This is a genomic window from Paracoccus zhejiangensis (genome assembly GCF_002847445.1).
Taxonomy (GTDB): Bacteria; Pseudomonadota; Alphaproteobacteria; order Rhodobacterales; family Rhodobacteraceae; genus Paracoccus; species Paracoccus zhejiangensis.
In genome coordinates this window covers 784,334-804,774 of record NZ_CP025430.1, presented here as the reverse complement: position 1 = coordinate 804,774, position 20,441 = coordinate 784,334, and the positions used below count along the sequence as shown (strand labels likewise).

Genomic DNA, 20,441 nt, shown 5'->3' with positions numbered 1-20,441 from the left:
TAACGGTTCGCGCCCTAGCTGCTGTTGGTGCCAGTGGGGGCGAAGCTGTCGGCGATGTTGCGATGCAAGAGGTCGCGCCCGCCCAGCATCCCCTCGGACAGCTGGATCGCCATGCGCCGGCGGTCACGGGCGCGCAGATCCTCGATGATGTCAGTCGCCTCGGTTTCGTCGACGCCCAGTTCCAGCAGCGATTCCCGCGCCATGGCCAGCGCCGATTCCACCGTTTCGCGGATCTCGAACTCGACCCCCTCGGCCCGCAGGTGGATGCTGTGGCGCCGGTCGATGGCGCGGACCAAGAGCTTCGCTTGCGGGAATTCCGATTGCACCAGCTCGACGATGCGGTTGGCGACATCGGCATCATCGACGCAGACCAGGATCAGCTCGGCCTCCTCGGCGCCCGAGGCGTGCAGAATGTCGAGCCGCGCGCCATCTCCGTAATAGACCTTGAAGCCAAGGCTTTCGGCGGCGCGGATCATCTCGGTATCGGTATCGATGATCGAGACGTCCAGCCCGCGCGCCAAGAGGCCCTGGCTGGCCATCTGGCCAAAGCGGCCAAAGCCAATCATCAGCGCCCGGCCATGCAGGTCCTCTGCCCCCTCGATGCCGTCGAAATCCTCGCGCTCGACCGGCAAGAGGCGGTTCATCACCACCAGAAGCACCGGGGTCAGCGCCATCGAGAGGATGACCACCGCGGAAAACAGTGCCTCGGTTTCCTCGCTCAGGATACCGACACCCCCGGCGGCACCGTAAAGCACAAAGGCGAACTCGCCACCCTGTGCAAACAGCACCATGCGCCGGATCGCGGCGCGGGAATTGCTGCCGGTCATGCGGGCGATGACATAGACGCCAGCCGCCTTGACCGCCATGGCCGCGATGACGAGGCTGATGGCGAAAAGCCAGTACCGGGCGACGATGCCCAGATCCAGCGACATGCCGACCGAGAGGAAGAAGAGACCCATCAGGATGCCCCGGAAGGGCTCGATATCGGCCTCGATCTGGTGGCGATAGTCCGATCCCGACAGCATCACACCGGCGAGGAACGCCCCCATCGCGGTCGACAGCCCCGCCTGATCCATCAGCAGCGCCGCCCCCAGCACCACGAGCAGCGCCCCCGCGCTCATCGCCTCGCGCGAGCGGGCGCGGGCCAGCAGCGCGAACATCGGGTCCATCAGCCAGCGACCCGCCGCCAGCAGGAAGGCGATGGCGGCCAGACCGATGCCAATGCTGGCCCAGATATTGCCCCCCTCATCGCTTTGCACCGGGGCGAGGATCGCGATGATCGCCAGCAGGGGCACGATCAGCAGATCCTCGAAAAGAAGGATCGCCACCGATTTCTGCCCCTCGGGCGTGGCGATCTCGCCCTGTTCCTGCATCACCGACATGATGACGGCGGTCGAGGACAGCACGAACCCGGCCGAGCCGACGAAGGACACGACCAGCGGATAGCCGAAGGCCAGGTGGCCGGTCAGCGTCAGCAGCGCGATACAGGCCAGCACCTGCAACAGCCCGACCCCGAAGATCTGCTGCCGCATCGCCCAGAGCCGCGCCGGTCTAAGTTCCAGACCGATGATGAACAGGAACAGGACGACCCCCAGTTCCGCCACATGCAGCATCGCCTCGGGATCGCTGAAGAGCCTGAGGCCGAAGGGACCGACCGCCACGCCGGCGGCGAAATAGCCGAGAACCGAGCCAAGCCCGAGACGCCGGAACAGCGGGATCGCCAGCACCGAGGCACCCAGCAGCGCCACCGCGGGCGCCATGATCGGACCCAGACCTTCTGTCGCCATGGCGCGCTCTCCTTGCGGGATCGGCGGCGGAAGGCGGCCGAAAGTGTCAATCTTCCCACCAGCCTAGACGAGGCTCGGGGCGCTTTCCAGATGGCGTTAACCATGTTGCGACGGCTGTCGGCAGGGATGCCACAGAGGTGCGGCTAGCTCGAGGATGACCCGAAGATGTCTGCCGAGATCGCCCGATACCAGTCCACGCTTTCAAGGAACGTCTGCTGCCTCCGCTCGGCACCTTCGCCCGGCTGCGAGACAAAGCTGTCCAGCGCGGTGATCTTGCCCTCGGCGGGGGCATAGGTCGCGCCGACCCTAACCCCGTCATTCTCGGCGATCAGCGACCAGCAGGTGTTCAGGTAGCGCGGTGCGGGGGCGGTGCTGCCGGTCAGTTCGGCCCTCAGCGCATGGGCCACCACCTTGGCCTGGCTGTTCGCCGCGAAGGCCGATTTCGGCATGTCGCCCTGCGCCGCCGCATCGCCCAGCACGGTCACCGCCTCATCCAGCCGCGAGCGCATATCCTCGGGCCGGACCGGCACCCAGCCCGTCTCGTCGGTCAACCCTGCATCGACCGCGATCATCCCCGCCTGCTGCGCCGGGATAACGTTGCAGACATCGACCTTTTCAGGCTCACCATCGATGACGATCTCCATGGTCTCGGGGCGCACCTCGATGTTACCGGCACCAAAATCCGGGCCGATGCGGGTTATCATGCCGGGATAGTGGTTCTGCCAGCCCTCCTCGAACAGCGCCTGTTTGGCGAAGCTTTCCTTCGGGTCGATGATCAGGATTTTTGCACTCGGGTTCGACTGCGCGAGCAGATGTGCGACCATCGACACGCGCTCATAGGGTCCCGGCGGACAGCGATAGGGATTGGGCGGGGCGATCATTGCAAAAGTACCGCCCTCACGCATGGCCTCGATCTGCGCTTTGAGCAGCCGGATCTGCCTGCCGCCCTTGTAGGCATGGGGCATCGCCTGCTGGCTCGCCACATCCCAGCCCGGTACCGCGCCCCCGACGAAATCGATCCCCGGCGCGATGACCAGGCGGTCATAGCTCACACTGCCACCGCCCCCCAGCGCCACCCGCCGCGCATCGCGGTCAATGCCGGTCGCCCAGTCCTGCACCAACTGCACCCCGGCCAGCCCGTCATAGCCATGCCCCAGCGCCGCGAACTCCCAGAAGCCGCCAAGCGCGAGGTTCGAGAAGAAGCAGCTGTCATAGCGATGCGCCGGCTCGACCAGCACCACCTCGATCGCGCCGCCACCATCCTTGGCCAGATAGCGGGCCACGGTCGCCCCGCCAGCGCCGCCACCGATGACCACCACGCGCGGCCGCCCCTGCGCCATGACCATGGGCGCGGGCAGCAGGGCCGCCCCGGTCAGGGCCAGCACCTGCCGGCGGTTCAAGGACGTGTTTTCCCTCATGGGCCGAGGCCCTCAAAATAAGCCGCCAGCGCCGCGATCTCGTCATCGCTCAAGCGCTTCGCCACCACCTGCATCAGCGCATCGGCGCGTTCTCCGGCGCGATAGGCCAAGAGGGCGGCAGTTACATCGGCCTCGGGCATTCCGGCCAAGGGCGGGATCGCCTCGCCCTCGGTCCCGTGGCAGGTGACGCATTGCTGCGCGAGGGACGCAGCATCACCCGCAAAACCCATGCCAGCAGGGATCAGCAGGCAGACCGCCACGCCCCATTTCCCTCGCCGCATCGACCCCTCCCCGGTTCGTCACCGGCCACGATAGCAGAGTTTCCCGAAAGCCAAGCCGAAAAGCAAAACCCGCCCGGATGATCGCATCCGCGCGGGTTTCTGTCTCGTCCAAATATCCGACGGCGCTTACAAGGCGTAGATCCGCCCGAATTTCTCTTCGAGGTAATCCAGCAGCGCCTCGGGCCCGACCTCGCCGCCAGTCGCCTCCTCGATCAGCCGGCGCGGCGGCAACAGCCCACCGTGACGCTGCACATTCTCGCGCAGCCATTCGACGCCGGGCGCGGCATCGCCTCGGGCCAGCGCCTCGGGCAGTTCCGGCACGGCGGCGCGCATGGCGGCGTTCAGGCAGCCGGCATAGACATTGCCAAGCGCATAGGTCGGGAAATAGCCGAAAAGGCCCACCGACCAGTGAACATCCTGCAACACGCCATTGGCCGGGCGGTCCACCGCCACGCCGAAATCCTTGAGGAAGCGCGCATTCCACGCCTCGGTCAGATCGGCCACGTCCAGCCGCCCGGCGATCAGGTCACGCTCGAGGTCAAAGCGCAGCATGATGTGCAGGTTATACTGCACCTCGTCCGATTCGGTGCGGATATAGCCCGGAGTGACCCGGTTCACCGTGCGATAGAACTCCTCGGCATTGGCCACGTTCAGCCCGTCGAAGGCGTCATGCATCCGCGCGAACAGCCAGCCCGAAAAGGCCCGCGAGCGGCCCATCTGGTTCTCATAGATGCGGCTCTGGCTTTCATGGACGCCAAGCGAGACACCCCGGCCGAGGGGCGTGAAGGCGTAATCCTCGTCGATGCCCAGCTCGTAACTGGAATGGCCGACCTCGTGGATGGTCGAATAGAAGCAGTTGAACGGATCGGTCTCGACCACCCGGGTGGTGATGCGGCTGTCCTGCCAGCGGCCCGAGCTGAAGGGATGGACGGCGATGTCCATCCGACCGCGCGACCAGTCATAGCCGAAGGCGCTGGCGCAGGCACGGGCGAGGCGCAGCTGCGTGTCATGGGGGAAATGGCCTGTCAGCGCGGCGGGCTGGTTCTCGGCGCCCAGCACATCCTCGCGCAGCGCGACCAGTCGCGGGCGCATCTGGTCGAACAGCGCCGCCACCCCTGCCCCGGTCGCGCCGGGTTCGTAATCGTCCAGCAGCGCGTCGTAAAGATCACCGCCATCGGCCAGCGCCGCCGCCTCTTCGCGCTTCAGCATCAGAACGTTGTCGAGCGTCGGCAGGAACTCCTCGGGCGCGTCATTGGCGCGCGCCTCGGCCCAGATGCCCTGCGCCAGCGAGGTGACGCGGGCGATCTCGGATGCCAGCCGGGCAGGCACGCGGTTCTTGCGGGTGAAGTCGCGGGCGATCAGCTCGACCGCGCGGGCCTCGGCCTCGGTCCGGGGTTCGGCGACCTCCAGCCATTCGCCGATGCGCGGATCGGTGCGGCGCTCGTGCAGCACCGATTCCATCGCGCCCATTTCCTCGGCCCGCTGTTCCGTCGCGCCGCGCGGCATGACGGTTTCCTGGTCCCAGCCAAGACGTTCGGCCACCGAAGACAGGGCCTCGGTCTGGCGCTGGAAGGCGAGAAGGTCGTCGAAGGCGCTCATCGGATGGTTCCCCGGACAGAGGTTTCGTAAGGATAGCGGGCGTTGAAGCGGGCGCGGATGATCAGTGCGAACAGGGCAATGGCGCCGATCTGGTGCGACAGTGCCAGCGGCAGCGGCGAGGCATTCAGCACGTTCATGATGCCCAATCCGATCTGGACCGCAACCATGACGATCATCACGGTGAAGGCGCCGCGCGTCACCGGATGCGGCGAGCGGCGGGCGCGCAGCCAGACGACCACGGCAAAGATCGCCAGCAGATAACCGGTCATGCGGTGGATGAACTGCACCAGCGCCGGGTTTTCAAAGAAATTGCGCCAGCCAAGCGTGCCGTCCCAGATCGCCGCCGGGACCCATTCGCCGCCCATCGTGGGCCAGCCGGTATATTGCCGCCCGGCATCAATGCCCGCGACCAGCGCGCCGATCAGGATCTGGAGGAAGGTCAGATGCATCAGCCCGGTGGTCATCGAGAAGAGCTTGCCCTCACCCGCGCGGCGTGACCGCATCAGATCGGCCTCGGAGCGGCTGAGCAGCAGCGCATACCAGGCGATCAGGCCGAGAATGGCGAAGGCCAGACCCAGATGCGTGGCGAGCCGATAGGAGGCGACGCGCACCATCCCCTCTTGCAAGCCCGAATGGACCATCCACCAGCCGATCGCACCCTGCAGCCCGCCAAGCGCGCCGATGCCCAGAAGCCGGGGGGTCCAGCCGGTCGGGATGCGTTTCGTGGCAAGGAAGGCCAGGAAGCCAAGCGCCCAGACCAGCCCGACGGCGCGGCCAAGGAAGCGGTGCGACCATTCCCACCAGTAGATCTGCTTGAACCCGGCCAGATCCATGTCGGGATTGACCTCGGTGAATTGCGGGATCTGCTGATAGGCCTCGAATTCCGCCTGCCACTTGGCCTCGTCCATCGGCGGCAGCGTGCCGGTAACCGGCGCCCATTCGGTGATCGACAGGCCCGAGCCGGTCAGCCGGGTCGCACCGCCAAGCGCGATCATCGCGGCGACCATGACGAACAGCACCACCAGCCAGGCCCGGATGGCGCGGCGCGCGCCCTTGGGGGCGGCATCGATCACGCCCTTGGTGGCTACCGGCCTTGTCACGGCCGTGGGGTCAGAGACCTCTTCGAAGATGGGACGTTTGGCCATTTCAGATTCCTAGTTGCGTCGGCCAAATCGGCGAACTGAACCCCAAACTCGGGCGAAATCAGGCGCAGCAAAAAAGCCGACTATGACGCCAAGTATCGCGAAGACCCCAGCACCGCGAACGCCGCCGAATATGCCACCAACAATTCCGGTTCCCATGCCGACATAGAGGCCGACTGTCAGGCCCAACAAGATTCCGCCTATTCGATTTCGCATCTGCGCCTCATTCTATAACTCGCGCGGACCCTAGGACGGGCCTAGCGGCGGGTCAATTGGCGCAGCATCCCGTGAAGGATCTGCACGTCGCCCCGGGTCAGGCTCAGCCGCGACCACATGTTGCGTAGGTTCAAACGCATGGCCGGGGCCTTGGTTTCGGGGAAGAAGAAGCCGGCGGTTTCCAGCTTTTCCTCGTAATGATCGCCCAGCTTCTCGATCTCGATCCGGTCCGCCGGCACCTCGCCCGCCGGGCGGCGGCCTTGCGGCGCGGGCTCGGGCGGCAGATGCTCGCGGCCCCATTCATAGCCCATCAGCAGCACGGCTTGGGCAAGGTTCAGCGAGGGGAAATCGGGGTTCACCGGCACGGTCACGATGGCATTGGCGCGGGCCACGTCGTCATTCTCCAGTCCGGCGCGTTCCGGCCCGAAGATGATGGCGCTGCGGCCTTCATGCGCGCGCGCCTTCTCCATCGCGGTGGCCGGGGTAAAGACCGGCTTCGTCAGCTCGCGGCCCCGCGCGGTGGTGGCGAAGGCGTAATCCACACCCTCCATCGCCTCGGCCAGCGTCGGGTAGACCCGCGCCGTGTCCAGCACCCGCCCCGCCGCGCCCGAGGCCATGGCGATGGCCTTGGGATTGGGCCAGCCGTCGCGGGGTGCGACCAGCCGCATCTCGGTCAGGCCGAAATTCAGCATGGCGCGGGCGGCGGCGCCGATGTTTTCGCCCATCTGCGGGCGGACAAGGATGATGACGGGCTGACGGTTCGTTTCCATGGCCCGCGCAATAGCCACTCTGGCAGGAACGGGCAAGCTGCGCTATTGCCGGTAAAAACCACGGAGCCCGCCATGCCCGCCGACCAGACCAACGCACCGCAACTCTATCTCGTCACGCCCGCCGGTGCGCAGGCCTCGACGCTGGGGCCGCTTCTCTCGGCGGTGATGGACCGGGTGCCGCCCGCCTGCCTGCGTATCCGTGGCGCCGGGGACGAGGCCGAACTGGGCCGGATCGCCGATCTGGCGCGCGAGATCGCCCATGCCCGCGACGTGGCGGTGGTGATCGACGACCATGTGCGGCTGGCGCAGCGCCACGGGCTGGATGGCGTGCACCTGACCGATGGCGCGCGCGGCGTGCGCGCGGCGCGCAAGGAACTGGGCGCAGATGCGATCATCGGCGCCTTCTGCGGCAATTCCCGGCACGAGGGGATGAACGCGGGCGAGGCCGGGGCGGATTACGTCGCCTTCGGCCCGGTGGGCGAAACCGCGCTTGGCCGGGGCGAGCCGGCGGCACTCGAGCTGTTCCAGTGGTGGTCCGAGATGATCGAGGTGCCCGTCGTGGCCGAGGGCGCGATCACCGCCGCGCTTTTGGCCGAGCTGTCGCCAGTCAGCGATTTCATCGCCCTTGGCGCCGAGATCTGGACGGCCGAAGACCCCGCTGCGGCGCTGGCCGCCCTGTGGGACCGGGTCGAGGGTGCCTGACCGACGCACCGTGCCGGCATTGCCCGAAGCCTCGGGACATGAGGCGGATAACCGTTACTCGACATCCCTCATGAGCCCGTATCCGGTGCGCGCCATGATGTAATTGGCACTCTGGTTGCCCGAGAGGTCGCGCACCTCGTCGATCAGGGCCCAGATGCCGCGATCATTCCGCTCTTTCAGCGCCTTGAGGCGCAGGTCGGTCGCGATCTTGATGACATCCTCTGCCGCAGGATCGTCGAAACCACGGGCCTTGGCCTCGGCCATCCGCGCCGCCCGAAGACGGTCGATCTCGTCCTGCGGCACCTCGATCCGCTCGAACCTGACGATCTCGTCGAAATAGCGCGCCCTGAGCTCGTCACCCAGAACCAGCGGGCCACCATCCGGCCCCGTCGCATGGGCGGGGATGTACTGGTCGAGGAACGCCGCCGCGAGCCGCGTGGCCAGATCGCCCTCGGGCAAGGCGGCCGGGTCGAGCACGGGTTCGGGGGGCAGAAGCTTGGCTTCGATGATCTCGAACGCGGGGTCCGGTGTCGCCGGGCAATGGGCCCGCGGCAGGTATTCGCCCGGCGCAAGATGCGCAGCCCAGGGGATGATATAAAGCCCGACCGTGGCGGGGGTCGCCAGTTGGTAGGGCTGGAAAAGCTCGTGATCGGGCCGGTCGGGATCGGCATAGAAGCAGTTGTACCAGCCCTCGTTATTGTTCGAGACGGTGCGGAGAAAGGTCGTCCCGGGCGAGGCCAGCGGCCCCATGACGGCGACGGCATCGAGGTTCTCGCGCAGGCGCAGGGTCCTGGGGCTGTCGCAGCCACCGAGGTCCGACAGCACCTCGCGGACATGGGCCTTCGGGTCGCTGGCAATCTCGCGCCGGATCATCTCGGCGGGGTAAAGCTTGTGCAGGGGATTGCCGATCAGCGCCAGGTAGGCCTCGCCATAGCTCATCTTCGAAAAGTCGCCTAGGTCCGGGTCGCCATAGGTGAAATAGGCGAACAACACGTTGTCCATCAGCTCGCGCGTCAGGACGATGCTCTCGAAGCGGTCCGGGTGTCCGCATTCGGCGGTCAGCGCGTCGAGAAACTCGTGCCGCATGGCGTAAACCAGCGGATGGCGCTGCGGCAGGTCGATATGCGTCTGCACCCGCCCCTCGATGAGGTCATCGATCGCCTGCGCCGGCAGCCCGCCCGCCATCAGCGCAGGGCTGTCCTGCGCCCGTGACGCGCCCGAGTATCCGGCGGCGAGGAGCAGCAACAGGGCGAAGCTGACGCATCGGCGGATCGGCAGTACCGGACCATTCAACCTTGCCGTGAAATCAGGGCGATGCATCAGCAGACCTTCCATGCAGGGGCAGCGGCAGTCAGGCGGGACCATGGCTGCAGGAGCCACCTTGTCCGATACCTGCACTCTATCGCAGCGGAGGAAATTTCGCATCCGGCAAAACTGCCGCCGACCACGGCGACGGCGCGGCAAAGCCGCCCTGAAACCCGCATAAGCGCCAGCTTATGACCGCCTGGCTAAGCCGCCGGCCAATGGCGCAGGGCAAGGCATCCGGCTTCTTTCCCCTCAAGGCCCAGGCACAACGCCGCGCCGATACAGGAAAGGAACCCCCTATGCGCAAACTGACCCTCGCCGCGATTCTGGCCGCCGTGCCCCTCTTCGCCCTTGCCGAGGGCGAGGCCATCGCCGTCGATACCGAACTGGGCATGACCGAGGAGGCCGTCACCACCGCGCTGACCGGCATGGGCTACGAGGTCCGCAAGATCGAGATGGAGGACGGCATGATCGAGGCCTATGCCGTCAAGGGCGACGAGATGCTGGAGGTCTATGTCTCGCCCGAAACCGGCAAGGTCACCAAGATGGGCGAGGATTGATCGCCATGGCCGGTTCCGTTTCACCGGCCGCGGCGGCAGGCGGGGGCGCAAGCCCCCGCATCATCCCGGTCTGGGACCCGCTGGTGCGGCTGATCCACTGGTCGCTGGCGCTGGTGATCCTGCTCAACGGCTTTGTCAGCGACCCCGAGGGCAAGCTGCACGAAACCCTCGGCTATGTCGCGCTGGCGCTGGTCCTCACCCGGCTTTGCTGGGGCCTGATCGGCGCGCGCCCGGCCCGGCTGATCTCGTTCCCGCCCGCGCCCGCCCGCGCGCTGCGGCATCTCGGCGCCTTGCGCAGCGGCGACCGCACGGTGCATCTTAGCCACAACCCGCTGGGGGCGCTGATGGTCTGGAACATCTGGGCCACGGTCCTGCTGATCGTCACCACGGGGATCATGATGGGAAGCCCGCGCTTTTTCGGCGTTTCCTGGGTCGAGGACATGCACGAGATCCTGTTCAACTGGCTGCTTCTCTCGGTCATCCTGCACATCGCAGGGGTGGTCTTCGACAGCCTGCGTTCCGGCGTGCCGCTGGTCCGGGCGATGATCGACGGTCGGAAGCGGATCCCGGCGGACCGGCCCATCGAATGAGGCTTCGCCTGCCAAGGACCTCGCGCGATGAACGGCGGGCGGCGACGCTGGCCGTTCTGATCGTGGTTCTGGCGCTGGCGGCGGTCTTCTTCATCATCGATGTCTTCACCGATCTGGGCGAATACGGGCTGGGCTGGCATATCGCGCTGGAGCTGATGGCGACCGTGGCGCTGTTCATCAGCCTTGGGCTGATGATGCTGGAACTGCGCGAGATGCAGAGCCGCATGGACAGCCTCGATCGCGGCATCCGCGCGGCGCGGGGCGACATGGCCGGGCTGATCGGCGGCTTCTTCGACCGCTGGCAGCTGACGGCGGCGGAACGCGAGGTGGCCCTGCTGATCCTGAAGGGCTTCGACAATGACGCCATCGCCGGCTTTCGCGGTGTCGCGGTCGGCACCATCCGGGCGCAATCCGCCAGCATCTATGCCAAGGCCGGGGTGGATGGACGGGCGCAGCTGTTCAGCATCTTCATGGAGGAGCTCTTGGCCGAGCCACAGGCAACGGAAAAGGGCGGCCCCGAAGGACCGCCCCGATCGTCGTAAGCGCCTTGGCTCAGTGGTCGGCCAGCTTGCCGGCTGCCGCCAGCTCGTCCTCGTTGACCGAGGGCGCGCCGTTGTAGAACCAGTTCAGGAACACCGCGCTGATCGCCGCCAGAAGGATGCCCGAATGGATCAGCGGGTGGATGCCATGGGGCAGCCATTGCTGGAAGTTCGGCGCCACCAGCGGGATCATCGCCATGCCGATCGAGATTGCCACCACGAACAGGTTGTTGCGGTTGCTGGCGAAATCGACGCGGCTGAGGATGCGCACCCCGGTTGCAGCCACCATGCCGAACATCACCAGGCCGGCGCCGCCCAGAACCGTGGTCGGCAGGCTTTCGACCAGCGCGCCCATCTTCGGGATCAGCCCCAGCACGATCATGATCAGGCCACCGGCGACGCAGACATAGCGCGAGCGGATGCCGGTCACGCCGACCAGCCCGACATTCTGCGAGAAGGACGTATAGGGGAAGGTGTTGAAGATCCCGCCCAGCATCGTCCCCAGACCGTCGGCGCGCAGACCGGCGGCCAGCGACTTCTGGTTGACCGGCTTCCGGCACATCTCGCTGAGGGCCAGGAACATGCCGGTCGATTCGATCATCACCACGATCATCACCAGCACCATGGTCAGCACCATGATCGGGTCAAAGGTGGGCATGCCAAAATGGAAGGGCTTGATGATCGCGAACCAGCTGGCCTCGCCGACCTTGTCGAAATGCATCATCCCCATCGAGGCCGCGGCAATCCCGCCCACGACGATGCCGATCAGCACCGAGATGTTCGACAGGAAGCCGGTGGCGAGGCGCGAGACCGCAAGGATCGTGCCCAGAACCAGCACCGCGATCAGGATATTGCCGCCATTGGCGTAAAGCGGGTTCGGCACGCTGGCCGCCAGCTTCACCCCTTCGGGCACACCGCCGGCGGCGATGGCACCCTGCAGCCAGGCCTGTTGCGCCGGATCGACCAGCATCGGCGCGGTCGGGCCGACCTGAAGGCCGAAGATCCAGTTGATGCCGATGGGCATCAGGCTGATGCCGATGGCCAGGATCACCGTGCCGGTCACCACCGGCGGGAAGAAGCGCAGCATCCGGCTGATCAGCGGCGCCAGCAGGATCGCAATCGCCCCCGCCGCGATGATGGCGCCGAACAGCGCCCGCGCACCCTCCTGCCCCGGGTTCTGGCCGGCAATGGCGACCATCGGCCCGACGGCGGCAAAGGTCACGCCCATCATCACCGGCAGCTTGATGCCGAAATACTGGGTCATCCCCATGCTTTGGATCAGCGTCGCCACGCCGCAGACGAAGAGGTCGGCCGAGATCAGAAAGGCCACCTCCTCGGGCGAGAGTTGCAGCGCCCGGCCCACGATCAGCGGCACGGCGATGGCGCCGGCATACATGACCAGCACGTGCTGGAAGCCCAAGGTTATCAATTTTCCCGTGGGCAGGCGCTCATCCACCGGATGAACCCCGCCCGTGGGCTGGTATGTAGCGTCAGACATTGCGGACCTCCCATTCCACCGATGTCACTCGGATAATATCAGATATCGACCTTTTGGGCCTTTCCCTGTTGCCGTGCCAACTCGACCACGGCAGCAGCGACCGCAAGGTCCTGCAAGCCGACGCCGGTGCCGTCGAAGATGGTGATTTCCGCTTCGCCACGCCCCTCGTGATCGCCGGTGATAACCCGGCCTATCGCGGTGACATCGCTGTCGGAAATCAGGTTCTGCGCGCTGGCATGCTGAAACTCACCAATGCTCAGCGATTGGGCAAGCTCGTCGGTGAACAGACGTGCCCGCGCGACCAGTGCCGGGTCCAGTTCCTGCTTGCCCTTGGTGTCGGTGCCCATGGCGGCGATATGGGTCGGGCCCTTCACATGCACGTCCAGAAGCAGCGGCGAGAAGGCCGAGGTGATCGAGATGATCACGTCCGCCTCAGCCCCCAACCGGTCCAGCTCGACCGCCTCGAAGGGCAGGCCCAGTTCCGCCGCCGTCTCGCCAAGGCGCGCCAGCATCTCGGGATGCGGGTTCCAGCCGAGGACGCGGGTGAACCGGCCGCTGGCCGCCGCCGAACGCAGCTGGAACTGCGCCTGATGGCCGGCGCCGATCATGCCCAGCACTTCCGCGCCTGCGGGTGCCAGATGCTTGATCGAGATGGCGCTGGAGGCAGCGGTGCGCAGCGCGGTCAGCAGGTTCCCCCCGACCGCCGCCGCGACCTTGCCAGTATCGGCATCGAACAGGAAAACGGTGGACTGATGGTTGATGAGCCCGTGTTTCTGGTTGTTCGGCCAGTAACCCCCGGCCTTCAGCCCGAGATTCAACGCCGCCCGGTCAAACCCGCCCTTGAAGCCGTAAAGCGCGTCCTCATGGCCGATGGCCTCGCGCACCACGGGGAAGTTATAGGCCTCGCCCCGCGCCATCGAGGCGAAGACCGCCTCGACCGCATCGAAGGCCGCTTCGGGCGTCATCAGCCCGGCGATCTCGCTTTCAGGAACGACCCACATCAATAGGCCTTCCCGCGCGCCGAGACCGGCCACAGCGTTTCGACCTTGCCGTTGCGGACGCCGACATACCAGTCATGGACGTTGCAGGTCGGGTCGCAATGGCCCGGCACCAGCCGCAGCTTGTCGTTCACTTTCAACACGCCATTGGTGTCCTCGATCACGCCATGCTCGTCGCTGCACTTGATGTATTTCACATCGTCGCGGCCATAAATCACCGGCAGCCCGCTATCGACCGACTGCGCCTTCAGACCGGCATCGCAGATCGCCTTGTCGGCCTTCGCATGGCTCATCACCGAGGTCAGGATGAACAGCGCATTCTCCCATTCGCCCCGATCGATGCGCTGGCCGTTCTCGTCGAGGATGCGGCCGTAATCGGCATCCATGAAGGCATAGGAGCCGCACTGAAGCTCGTTATAGACGCCCGAGGCGCTTTCGAAATAATAGCTGCCGGTGCCGCCACCCGAGACCAGTTCCGGGGTGATGCCGACGGCCTTCAGCGCGTCCACGGCCTCGGCCACCTGCGCGATGGCCGCATCCAGCTTGGCCTTGCGGTCGGCATAGCTGTCCATGTGCTGCATCGCGCCCTGATAGGCCTGGATGCCGACGAATTTCAGGTTTTCTGCGGCTTCGACGGCCTGCGCGATGTCCACGACGGCCTGCGCGGTCTTCACGCCGCAGCGACCGGCGCCACAATCGATCTCGACGAAGACGCCAAGTTCCGTGCCGTGCTTCTGCGCCGCCGCCGACAGGTCGGCGACATTGGCCAGATCATCGACGCAGACGATGATCTTGGACCCGAATTTCGGCAGACGCGCCAGACGGTCGATCTTCTGCGCATCGCGGACCTGGTTCGACACCAGAATATCCTTGATCCCACCACGGGCGAAGACCTCGGCTTCCGAGACCTTCTGGCAGCAGACGCCGACGGCCCCGCCCAGCTTTTCCTGAAGCTTCTGCACATCCACGGACTTGTGCATCTTGCCGTGGCTGCGGTGGCGCATGCCATGCGCCTTGGCATAGTCGCCCATCTTCTTGATGTTGCGTTCCAGCGCGTCCAGGTCGAGGATCAGACAGGGCGTCTGGATGTCCTTCTCGTCCATGCCCGGCAGCGCGGGCACGTCATAGCCGACTTCCAGCCCCTCGAAATTCACGGGTGCGTTCATCGTCTCTCTCCTCAGATCCAGGGCAGCTTGTCGAGATCGACATTGCCGCCGGTGATGATGATGCCGACGCGCTTGCCGGCGAAGAATTCGGGGTTTTTCAGGATGCAGGCCAGCGGCACGGAACTGCTGGGTTCCGCCACCACGCGCAGATGCTTCCAGATCAACTTCATCGCATCGACGATCTCGGTCTCTGAGGCGGTGAAGATCTCGGACACGTTGTTCGAGACGAAATGCCAGGTCAGGTCCTTCAGCGGCACCAAGAGGCCATCGGCGATGCTTTTCGGGGCATCGTCGGCGATGATGTGACCGGCCTTGAAGCTGCGATAGGCGTCATCCGCGGTTTCCGGCTCGGCGGCGATCACCTGCGTTTCGGGTGCCAGCGTGGCAAGCGTCAGGCAGGTGCCCGAAATCATGCCGCCGCCACCGATGGGCGCGACCACCATGTCGAGGCCGTCAACCTGCTCGACCAGTTCTTTCGCGCAGGTGCCCTGCCCGGCGATCACGCGCGGGTCATTATAGGGATGGACGAAATCGCCCCCGGTCGCCGCCTGAACCTTGGCGAAGGTTTCCTCGCGCGAGGTGGTCGAGGGTTCGCATTCGGTGATGACCCCACCATAGCGGCGCACGGTGTCCTTCTTGGCCTGCGGTGCGGTGCGGGGCATGACCACGTTGCAGGGAATGCCGCGCAGCATCGCCGCATAGCTGAGGCAGGATGCATGGTTGCCCGAGGAATGCGTCGCCACGCCCTTGGCCGCCTGTGCCTCGTCGAGACCGAAGACCGCGTTCGAGGCACCGCGGACCTTGAAGGCCCCCGGCTCCTGGAAGTTCTCGCATTTGAAGAACAGCTGCGCGCCGCTGAGACCGTTCAGGTAATCTGACACCCGGACCGGCGTGCGGCGGATATGCGGCTTGATCCGCTCATGCGCGGCCAGCATGTCGTCATAGCTGGGAATATACATCTTGGCGTCCTTCATCACGCGGCAGCCTTCTGTGCCTGTGCCGCGCTCTGGCGGTAATGTTCCTGTGCGGCGGCGACGCCGCTGCCCAGTTTCACCGGCAGACCCAGATCGGCCATGACCATTTCCGCCGTGGCGATGCCCGACAGCGCCATGACATCGGTCAGGCTGCCCAGGTGGCCGATGCGGAAGACCTTGCCGGCGACGTCGCCAAGCCCGGTGCCGAAGGCGACGCCATAGGCGTTCAGCGCATGGCTGACGATCTTGTTGGCATCGAAGCCTTCCGGCACGCGGATGGCGCTGACGCTGTCCGAGTAAAGCTCGGGCCGCTTGGCGCAAAGCTGCATGCCCCAGGCAAAGACGGCCTGACGCACGCCCTCGGCGATGCGGTTGTGGCGGGCAAAGACATTCTCCAACCCTTCGTCCAGCAGCATCTCGCAGGCGACGTTCAGCCCGTTCAGAAGGCCGACCGGGGGGGTGTAGGGGAAGCCGTTGGCGGCATAGCCCTTGGCCATGTCGCGGATGTCAAAGAAGGTGCGCGGCAGCTTCGCGGTCTCGACGGCGGCCATGGCCTTCGGCGAGAAGCCGACGATCGCCAGACCCGGCGGCAGCATGAAGCCCTTCTGGCTGCCGGTGACGGCGATATCGACGCCCCATTCGTCCATGCGGAAATCATAGCAGGCGATCGAACTGACACCGTCAACCAACAGCAGCGCCGGGTGGCCGGCCGCATCCAGCGCGCGGCGCACGGCGGCGATGTCCGAACGCACGCCGGTGGCGGTCTCGTTATGCGTCGCCAGAACCGCCTTGATCTCGTGGCCCTTGTCGGCAGTCAGGATCTCTTCGAACTTGTCGGCCGGGACGCCATCGCCCCATTCCTGGGTGACAACGGTCATGTCGAGCCCGTGCCGCTGGCACATGTCGATCCAGCGATGGCTGAACATGCCGTTGCGCGTGGCCAGAACCTTGTCGCCGGGCGAGAGCGTATTGCTGATCGCGGTTTCCCAGCCACCGGTGCCGGTCGAGGGGAAGACGAAGATCTGGCCCTTCTCGGTTTTCAGCACCTTCTTCACGCCTTCCAGCGCGGGATGCAGGATCTTGCCGAAGACCGGGCTGCGGTGGTCGATCGTCGGCATGTCCACGGCCTTGCGCAGCACCTCGGGGATGTTGGTCGGGCCGGGAATGAAGACGGGGTTCTGGGTGCTCATGACGATCCTCCTTCAGGTTGAAAGCAGAATAGCGCGGCGCTGCCCAGAGGCGCAATTTTTCTGAAAAATATTTCCGATTGGCGGAAATATGCCGATTCATCGCACGATAACAACGGCTTCCGCTTTTCCGCTTGTGAATGCCGATTTTCGCCATAATTTTGAAGCTCTCTTTACGACCGGAAGAACATGGCACAACCGACCCGCAAGCGCGGCCGCCCCAAGGGCGGCGCCGAATCCCCCGCCACCGTTCAGGCGCTGGATCGCGCGCTGGACATCCTGGATTTGCTGGCCGCCAGCAATGGCCTGACGCTGAGCGAGGTCGCCGAGCGCAGCGATCAGGCGCCCTCGACCGTCCACCGGATGCTCAATGCACTGGCGCAGCGCGGCATGACCGAACAGGATGCTGCGACGCAAAGCTGGCATATCGGCCCGGCGACCTTCCGCCTTGGCACCGCCTTCATGCGCCGCGCCGGGATTGTCGAGCGCGCCCGTCCGATCCTGCGCGCGCTGATGGAGCATACCGGCGAGACCGCCAATCTGGGCATCCTCAACGGCGATTCCGTGCTGTTCCTGAGCCAGATCGAGACGCATGAGACGATCCGCGCCTTCTTCCCGCCCGGCACCCGCTCGCCGCTGCATGCCTCGGGGATCGGCAAGGCGCTCTTGGCCTTTGGGCGCGACGCGGCGCTGCGCGAGCTTCTGGACGGGCCGGGGCTGAAGCGCTTTACCGACAAGACGCTGGTGACGCCCGAGGCGCTGGATGCCGATCTGGCCCGCATCCGCCATCGCGGCTTCTCGGTCGATGACGAGGAGCGCACGCGCGGAATGCGCTGCATCGCCGCCCCGGTCTTTGATCTGACCGGCGAGGCGATTGCCGGGCTCAGCGTCAGCGGCCCGACCCATCGGATCGGCGCCGAACACATCAAGACGCTTGGCGCGGCGGTGGTCTCGGCGGCGGGTGATCTGTCGCAGGCCCTGGGGGGCGAGCGGCCCTGAGCCTCAGCTTGCCGGCTGGCGCAGGCTCTGCCGCGCCAGCGCGGCGATCAGGTCGGTGCGGGTGACGATGCCGACGATGCGCCGCCCGTCCAGCACCGGCACCGCATCGATGCTGCCCTCTGCCATCATCGGCAGCAGCGCCGCGACCGGCATCTCGGGCGTGGCATGGGGGCCATTCACCGCCATGATGTCCTGCGCCTCGACCGGCGTGTCGCGCCGCACGAGCCGCGCCAACGCGCTGCGGAACCCGGATTGCAGGCCGAAGGCATCGCGACGGGCTCGGCGGATCAGGTGGATCTGGAAGATCACCCCCAGAAAGGTCTTGTCCGCCCCGACCACCGGCAGCGAGGTGAACCCGTGGCGACGGAACTCGTCGGCGACCTGACCCAGACGCGCCTCGGGACCGACCGTCACCAGATCGCGCGACATGATATCGCCGGCGGTCAGCGGGCCGGTCTGGTGGCTGGCCGCCTGCATCTCGGCGGCGGCGATCAGCCGGGCCAGATCCTCGACGCCGAGGTTCAGCGACTGGCGGTATTGGGTCAGGATATCGGTCAGTTCCGCCTCGCTGAGACCCAGGCGCTCGACCGGGTTATGGTCATGGGTGCCATGCGGGTTCACCTCGTCAAATTGCCGGAAGGGATAGCGCCGCCCGGTCAGGCTGGCATAGACCGCCGCGACCACCACCAGAAGCAGCGTCCCCGCCGCCACTGGCGACAGCGCGAACCAGAACCCCAGCCGCTCCATCGCTTCAGGGCTCAGCGCCGCCGTCATCGCCACAGCCCCGCCCGGCGGATGCAGCGCCCGCAACAGGATCATCACCGTGATGGCGAGGCCGACCGCGAGCGCCACGCGCAGCGCCGGATCGGCGACCAGCGCGCAGACCGCCACCGCCACGAGGGCCGAGGCGGTGTTGCCCACCACCGCCGACCAGGGCTGCGCCAAGGGACTGCTCGGCACGGCAAAGACCAGCACCGAGGTCGCGCCGAAGGGGGCGATCAGGTAAAGCCCAAGCTGGAAATCGGTGGCCGGTGACAGAAGGAACAGCCCGGCCACCGCCAGGCCGACCAGCGCACCCAGACCGGCGCGCGCGGCCTCGACCGGGTTCACCGGCGGGATGGCGGGGCCAATGGCGCGCAGGGCCCATCTGACAGGCTGGATCATCGGGGGCTGATCTCGGATTGCACGAATTTCGTGCAGGCGGCTTACGACGCGGGCCGTCGCGCTTGCAAGGCTGACATTGCAAAAAGCGGCCGCCGGGGAGGTCCGGGCGGCCGCTCTGCTTCCCTTGTGGCTGAGATCAGCCCTCGGGGAAGAAGGCGAACTTGATGACGAAGAGGCCCGCCACGATCCAGGTCGCCGCGTGGACGTCACGCACCCGCCCGGTCAGCAGCTTCAGCACCGCATAGCTGACGAAGCCGAAGGCCAGACCATTGGCGATGGAATAGGTGAAGGGCATGGCGATCGCGGTCAGCACCGCCGGGGCGCTTTCGGTCACGTCCTTGAAGTCGATCTCGGTCAGTTCGCGCACCATCAGGCTGGCGACGTAAAGCAGCGCCGGGGCCGTGGCATAGACCGGCACCGATCCGGCCAGCGGGGCAAAGAACATCGCCAGCAGGAACAGCCCGGCGACGACCAGCGCGGTCAGACCGGTGCGCCCGCCCGCCGCCACGCCCGAGGCGCTTTCGGCATAGGCGGTGGTCGAGGAGGTGCCCAGGAGAGAACCGGCAAGGATCGCGGTCGAGTCGGCCATCAGCGCCCGGCTGAGGCCCTTGTTCTGATGCGCCGGCCCCTCGGTCAAAAGGCCCGCACGCTTGGCCACGCCGATCAGCGTGCCGGTGGCGTCGAAGACCTCGACCAGCACCATGACCAGCACGACGTGGAAGATGCCGAAGCTCAGCGCGCCCATCACGTCAAGTTGCAGGAAGGTCGGAGCGATCGAGGGCGGGGCAGACATCAGCCCGCCGAACTCGCTGACGCCCAGCAGGATCGAGGCCACGGTGATGACCAGGATGCCGATCAGGATGGCGCCCTTCACCTGCAGCGCGTCCAGCGCCGCGATGATGAAGAAGCCGGCGATGGTCAGAAGCGTGCCGGTGGCGGTCAGATCGCCGAGGGTGACGAAGGTGGCGGGGCTGGCCACGATCAGGCCCGAGGATTTCATCGCGATGATGGCGAGGAACAAGCCGATACCGGCGGCGATGGCGCTGCGCATCGAGGTCGGGATGCCCGCGATCAGCCAGCGCCGGATGCCGGTGGCGGAAAGGAACAGGAAGATCAGGCCCGAGATGAACACCGCGCCAAGCGCCTGCTGCCAGGTAAAGCCCATGGCGCCGACGACGGTGAAGGCGAAGAAGGCGTTCAGCCCCATGCCCGGCGCCATGCCGATGGGCCAGTTGGCCCACAGCGCCATGACCAGCGAGCCGACGGCGGCGGCAAGGCAGGTGGCGACGAAGACCGCGTTCCGGTCCATCCCGGTCGAGGACAGGATGTCGGGGTTGACGAAGATGATATAGGCCATGGTCAGGAATGTGGTGAACCCGGCGATAAGCTCGGTCCTGACCGTGGTGCCATGTTCGGCAAGCTTGAAGAATCTGTCCACTTTTCTCTCCCTCGCAGCCTCGGAAAGGGCCGCACTCCGGCAGGCAGGATAGGGGGATCGGGGTCCGGGCGACAACGTGTGCCGCCCCGGAAGACTTTCAATGCCGTG

At 66.2% G+C, this 20,441-nt stretch carries 19 protein-coding genes; 5 read left to right on the top strand and 14 right to left on the bottom strand.

Annotation, left to right across the window (positions count from 1 at the left end; all coding sequences use genetic code 11):
* Nucleotides 1-14: 14 nt before the first annotated feature.
* From CX676_RS04055 to CX676_RS04025, 6 genes are all read right to left on the bottom strand, one after another.
* Nucleotides 15-1,787, bottom strand: a complete 1,773-nt coding sequence (locus CX676_RS04055; protein WP_101751483.1) for a monovalent cation:proton antiporter-2 (CPA2) family protein — start codon at nt 1,785-1,787, stop codon at nt 15-17.
* Nucleotides 1,788-1,930: 143 nt separating this feature from the next.
* The gene (locus CX676_RS04050; RefSeq protein WP_101751482.1) at nt 1,931-3,205 is read right to left on the bottom strand and encodes an NAD(P)/FAD-dependent oxidoreductase; all 1,275 of its coding nucleotides are present in this window, start codon (nt 3,203-3,205) and stop codon (nt 1,931-1,933) included.
* Nucleotides 3,202-3,486 (bottom strand): c-type cytochrome, encoded by a 285-nt coding sequence (locus tag CX676_RS04045; RefSeq protein WP_101751481.1) that lies wholly within the window; start codon nt 3,484-3,486, stop codon nt 3,202-3,204. The genes CX676_RS04050 and CX676_RS04045 overlap by 4 nt, the downstream gene beginning before the upstream one ends.
* A gap of 126 nt (nt 3,487-3,612) precedes the next feature.
* On the bottom strand, nt 3,613-5,085 hold the full coding sequence (locus CX676_RS04040; protein WP_101751480.1) for a carboxypeptidase M32: 1,473 nt from the start codon (nt 5,083-5,085) through the stop codon (nt 3,613-3,615).
* Nucleotides 5,082-6,230: a heme A synthase gene (gene ctaA, locus CX676_RS04035; protein WP_101751479.1), complete on the bottom strand. Its 1,149-nt coding sequence runs from the start codon at nt 6,228-6,230 to the stop codon at nt 5,082-5,084. The genes CX676_RS04040 and ctaA overlap by 4 nt, the downstream gene beginning before the upstream one ends.
* 254 nt (nt 6,231-6,484) lie before the next feature.
* On the bottom strand, nt 6,485-7,213 hold the full coding sequence (locus tag CX676_RS04025) for an RNA methyltransferase (protein ID WP_101751477.1): 729 nt from the start codon (nt 7,211-7,213) through the stop codon (nt 6,485-6,487).
* Between the two features lie 72 nt (nt 7,214-7,285).
* On the opposite strand from CX676_RS04025, the gene CX676_RS04020 reads away from it, so the two are divergent.
* Nucleotides 7,286-7,915, top strand: a complete 630-nt coding sequence (locus CX676_RS04020; RefSeq protein WP_101751476.1) for a thiamine phosphate synthase — start codon at nt 7,286-7,288, stop codon at nt 7,913-7,915.
* A gap of 54 nt (nt 7,916-7,969) precedes the next feature.
* Here the strand turns inward: CX676_RS04020 and CX676_RS04015 are convergent, their stop codons facing one another.
* Complete coding sequence (locus tag CX676_RS04015; RefSeq protein WP_157935843.1) at nt 7,970-9,235, bottom strand: hypothetical protein; 1,266 nt, start codon at nt 9,233-9,235, stop codon at nt 7,970-7,972.
* A gap of 284 nt (nt 9,236-9,519) precedes the next feature.
* On the opposite strand from CX676_RS04015, the gene CX676_RS04010 reads away from it, so the two are divergent.
* From CX676_RS04010 to CX676_RS04000, 3 genes are read left to right on the top strand one after another with little or no spacing between them, the layout of a single operon-like run.
* Complete coding sequence (locus tag CX676_RS04010; RefSeq protein WP_157935842.1) at nt 9,520-9,780, top strand: PepSY domain-containing protein; 261 nt, start codon at nt 9,520-9,522, stop codon at nt 9,778-9,780.
* 5 nt (nt 9,781-9,785) lie between these two features.
* Nucleotides 9,786-10,370 (top strand): cytochrome b/b6 domain-containing protein, encoded by a 585-nt coding sequence (locus CX676_RS04005; protein ID WP_101751473.1) that lies wholly within the window; start codon nt 9,786-9,788, stop codon nt 10,368-10,370.
* Complete coding sequence (locus CX676_RS04000; RefSeq protein WP_101751472.1) at nt 10,367-10,912, top strand: helix-turn-helix transcriptional regulator; 546 nt, start codon at nt 10,367-10,369, stop codon at nt 10,910-10,912. The genes CX676_RS04005 and CX676_RS04000 overlap by 4 nt, the downstream gene beginning before the upstream one ends.
* Before the next feature lie 10 nt (nt 10,913-10,922).
* Here CX676_RS04000 and CX676_RS03995 read toward each other — a convergent pair whose 3' ends face one another.
* The 5 genes from CX676_RS03995 to bhcA are packed head-to-tail and all read right to left on the bottom strand — an operon-like array spanning nt 10,923 to nt 16,735.
* Nucleotides 10,923-12,407, bottom strand: a complete 1,485-nt coding sequence (locus CX676_RS03995) for a nucleobase:cation symporter-2 family protein (protein WP_101751471.1) — start codon at nt 12,405-12,407, stop codon at nt 10,923-10,925.
* Between the two features lie 38 nt (nt 12,408-12,445).
* Entirely contained in the window at nt 12,446-13,408 is a 963-nt protein-coding gene (gene bhcD, locus CX676_RS03990; RefSeq protein ID WP_101751470.1) for an iminosuccinate reductase BhcD, read from the bottom strand.
* Nucleotides 13,408-14,571 (bottom strand): 3-hydroxy-D-aspartate aldolase BhcC, encoded by a 1,164-nt coding sequence (bhcC, locus tag CX676_RS03985; RefSeq protein WP_101751469.1) that lies wholly within the window; start codon nt 14,569-14,571, stop codon nt 13,408-13,410. Before bhcC ends, bhcD begins: the two co-directional genes overlap by 1 nt.
* 11 nt (nt 14,572-14,582) lie before the next feature.
* The gene (gene bhcB / locus CX676_RS03980) at nt 14,583-15,545 is read right to left on the bottom strand and encodes a beta-hydroxyaspartate dehydratase BhcB (RefSeq protein ID WP_101751468.1); all 963 of its coding nucleotides are present in this window, start codon (nt 15,543-15,545) and stop codon (nt 14,583-14,585) included.
* The gene (gene bhcA / locus CX676_RS03975) at nt 15,545-16,735 is read right to left on the bottom strand and encodes an L-aspartate--glyoxylate aminotransferase BhcA (RefSeq protein WP_101751467.1); all 1,191 of its coding nucleotides are present in this window, start codon (nt 16,733-16,735) and stop codon (nt 15,545-15,547) included. The genes bhcB and bhcA overlap by 1 nt, the downstream gene beginning before the upstream one ends.
* Nucleotides 16,736-16,921: 186 nt before the next feature.
* Between bhcA and bhcR the strand changes: the two genes are divergently transcribed.
* Nucleotides 16,922-17,731: an HTH-type transcriptional regulator BhcR gene (gene bhcR, locus CX676_RS03970; protein ID WP_101751466.1), complete on the top strand. Its 810-nt coding sequence runs from the start codon at nt 16,922-16,924 to the stop codon at nt 17,729-17,731.
* 3 nt (nt 17,732-17,734) lie between these two features.
* On the opposite strand, the gene CX676_RS03965 is transcribed toward bhcR, so the two are convergent.
* The gene (locus tag CX676_RS03965; RefSeq protein ID WP_101751465.1) at nt 17,735-18,895 is read right to left on the bottom strand and encodes an HPP family protein; all 1,161 of its coding nucleotides are present in this window, start codon (nt 18,893-18,895) and stop codon (nt 17,735-17,737) included.
* A gap of 136 nt (nt 18,896-19,031) precedes the next feature.
* The gene (locus CX676_RS03960) at nt 19,032-20,333 is read right to left on the bottom strand and encodes an NCS2 family permease (RefSeq protein WP_101751464.1); all 1,302 of its coding nucleotides are present in this window, start codon (nt 20,331-20,333) and stop codon (nt 19,032-19,034) included.
* Nucleotides 20,334-20,441: the final 108 nt, after the last annotated feature.

Coding starts and splice junctions, on each gene's coding strand:
- CX676_RS04010 (WP_157935842.1), top strand. CDS start 9,520: ATGCGCAAACTGACCCTCGCCGCGATTCTGGCCGCCGTGCCCCTCTTC.
- CX676_RS04055 (WP_101751483.1), bottom strand. CDS start 1,787: ATGGCGACAGAAGGTCTGGGTCCGATCATGGCGCCCGCGGTGGCGCTG.
- CX676_RS04025 (WP_101751477.1), bottom strand. CDS start 7,213: ATGGAAACGAACCGTCAGCCCGTCATCATCCTTGTCCGCCCGCAGATG.
- CX676_RS03965 (WP_101751465.1), bottom strand. CDS start 18,895: ATGATCCAGCCTGTCAGATGGGCCCTGCGCGCCATTGGCCCCGCCATC.
- CX676_RS04005 (WP_101751473.1), top strand. CDS start 9,786: ATGGCCGGTTCCGTTTCACCGGCCGCGGCGGCAGGCGGGGGCGCAAGC.
- CX676_RS04020 (WP_101751476.1), top strand. CDS start 7,286: ATGCCCGCCGACCAGACCAACGCACCGCAACTCTATCTCGTCACGCCC.
- CX676_RS04040 (WP_101751480.1), bottom strand. CDS start 5,085: ATGAGCGCCTTCGACGACCTTCTCGCCTTCCAGCGCCAGACCGAGGCC.
- bhcB (WP_101751468.1), bottom strand. CDS start 15,545: ATGAAGGACGCCAAGATGTATATTCCCAGCTATGACGACATGCTGGCC.
- CX676_RS04015 (WP_157935843.1), bottom strand. CDS start 9,235: ATGCATCGCCCTGATTTCACGGCAAGGTTGAATGGTCCGGTACTGCCG.
- CX676_RS03995 (WP_101751471.1), bottom strand. CDS start 12,407: ATGTCTGACGCTACATACCAGCCCACGGGCGGGGTTCATCCGGTGGAT.
- bhcA (WP_101751467.1), bottom strand. CDS start 16,735: ATGAGCACCCAGAACCCCGTCTTCATTCCCGGCCCGACCAACATCCCC.
- bhcD (WP_101751470.1), bottom strand. CDS start 13,408: ATGTGGGTCGTTCCTGAAAGCGAGATCGCCGGGCTGATGACGCCCGAA.
- bhcC (WP_101751469.1), bottom strand. CDS start 14,571: ATGAACGCACCCGTGAATTTCGAGGGGCTGGAAGTCGGCTATGACGTG.
- CX676_RS04000 (WP_101751472.1), top strand. CDS start 10,367: ATGAGGCTTCGCCTGCCAAGGACCTCGCGCGATGAACGGCGGGCGGCG.
- bhcR (WP_101751466.1), top strand. CDS start 16,922: ATGGCACAACCGACCCGCAAGCGCGGCCGCCCCAAGGGCGGCGCCGAA.
- CX676_RS04050 (WP_101751482.1), bottom strand. CDS start 3,205: ATGAGGGAAAACACGTCCTTGAACCGCCGGCAGGTGCTGGCCCTGACC.
- ctaA (WP_101751479.1), bottom strand. CDS start 6,230: ATGGCCAAACGTCCCATCTTCGAAGAGGTCTCTGACCCCACGGCCGTG.
- CX676_RS04045 (WP_101751481.1), bottom strand. CDS start 3,486: ATGCGGCGAGGGAAATGGGGCGTGGCGGTCTGCCTGCTGATCCCTGCT.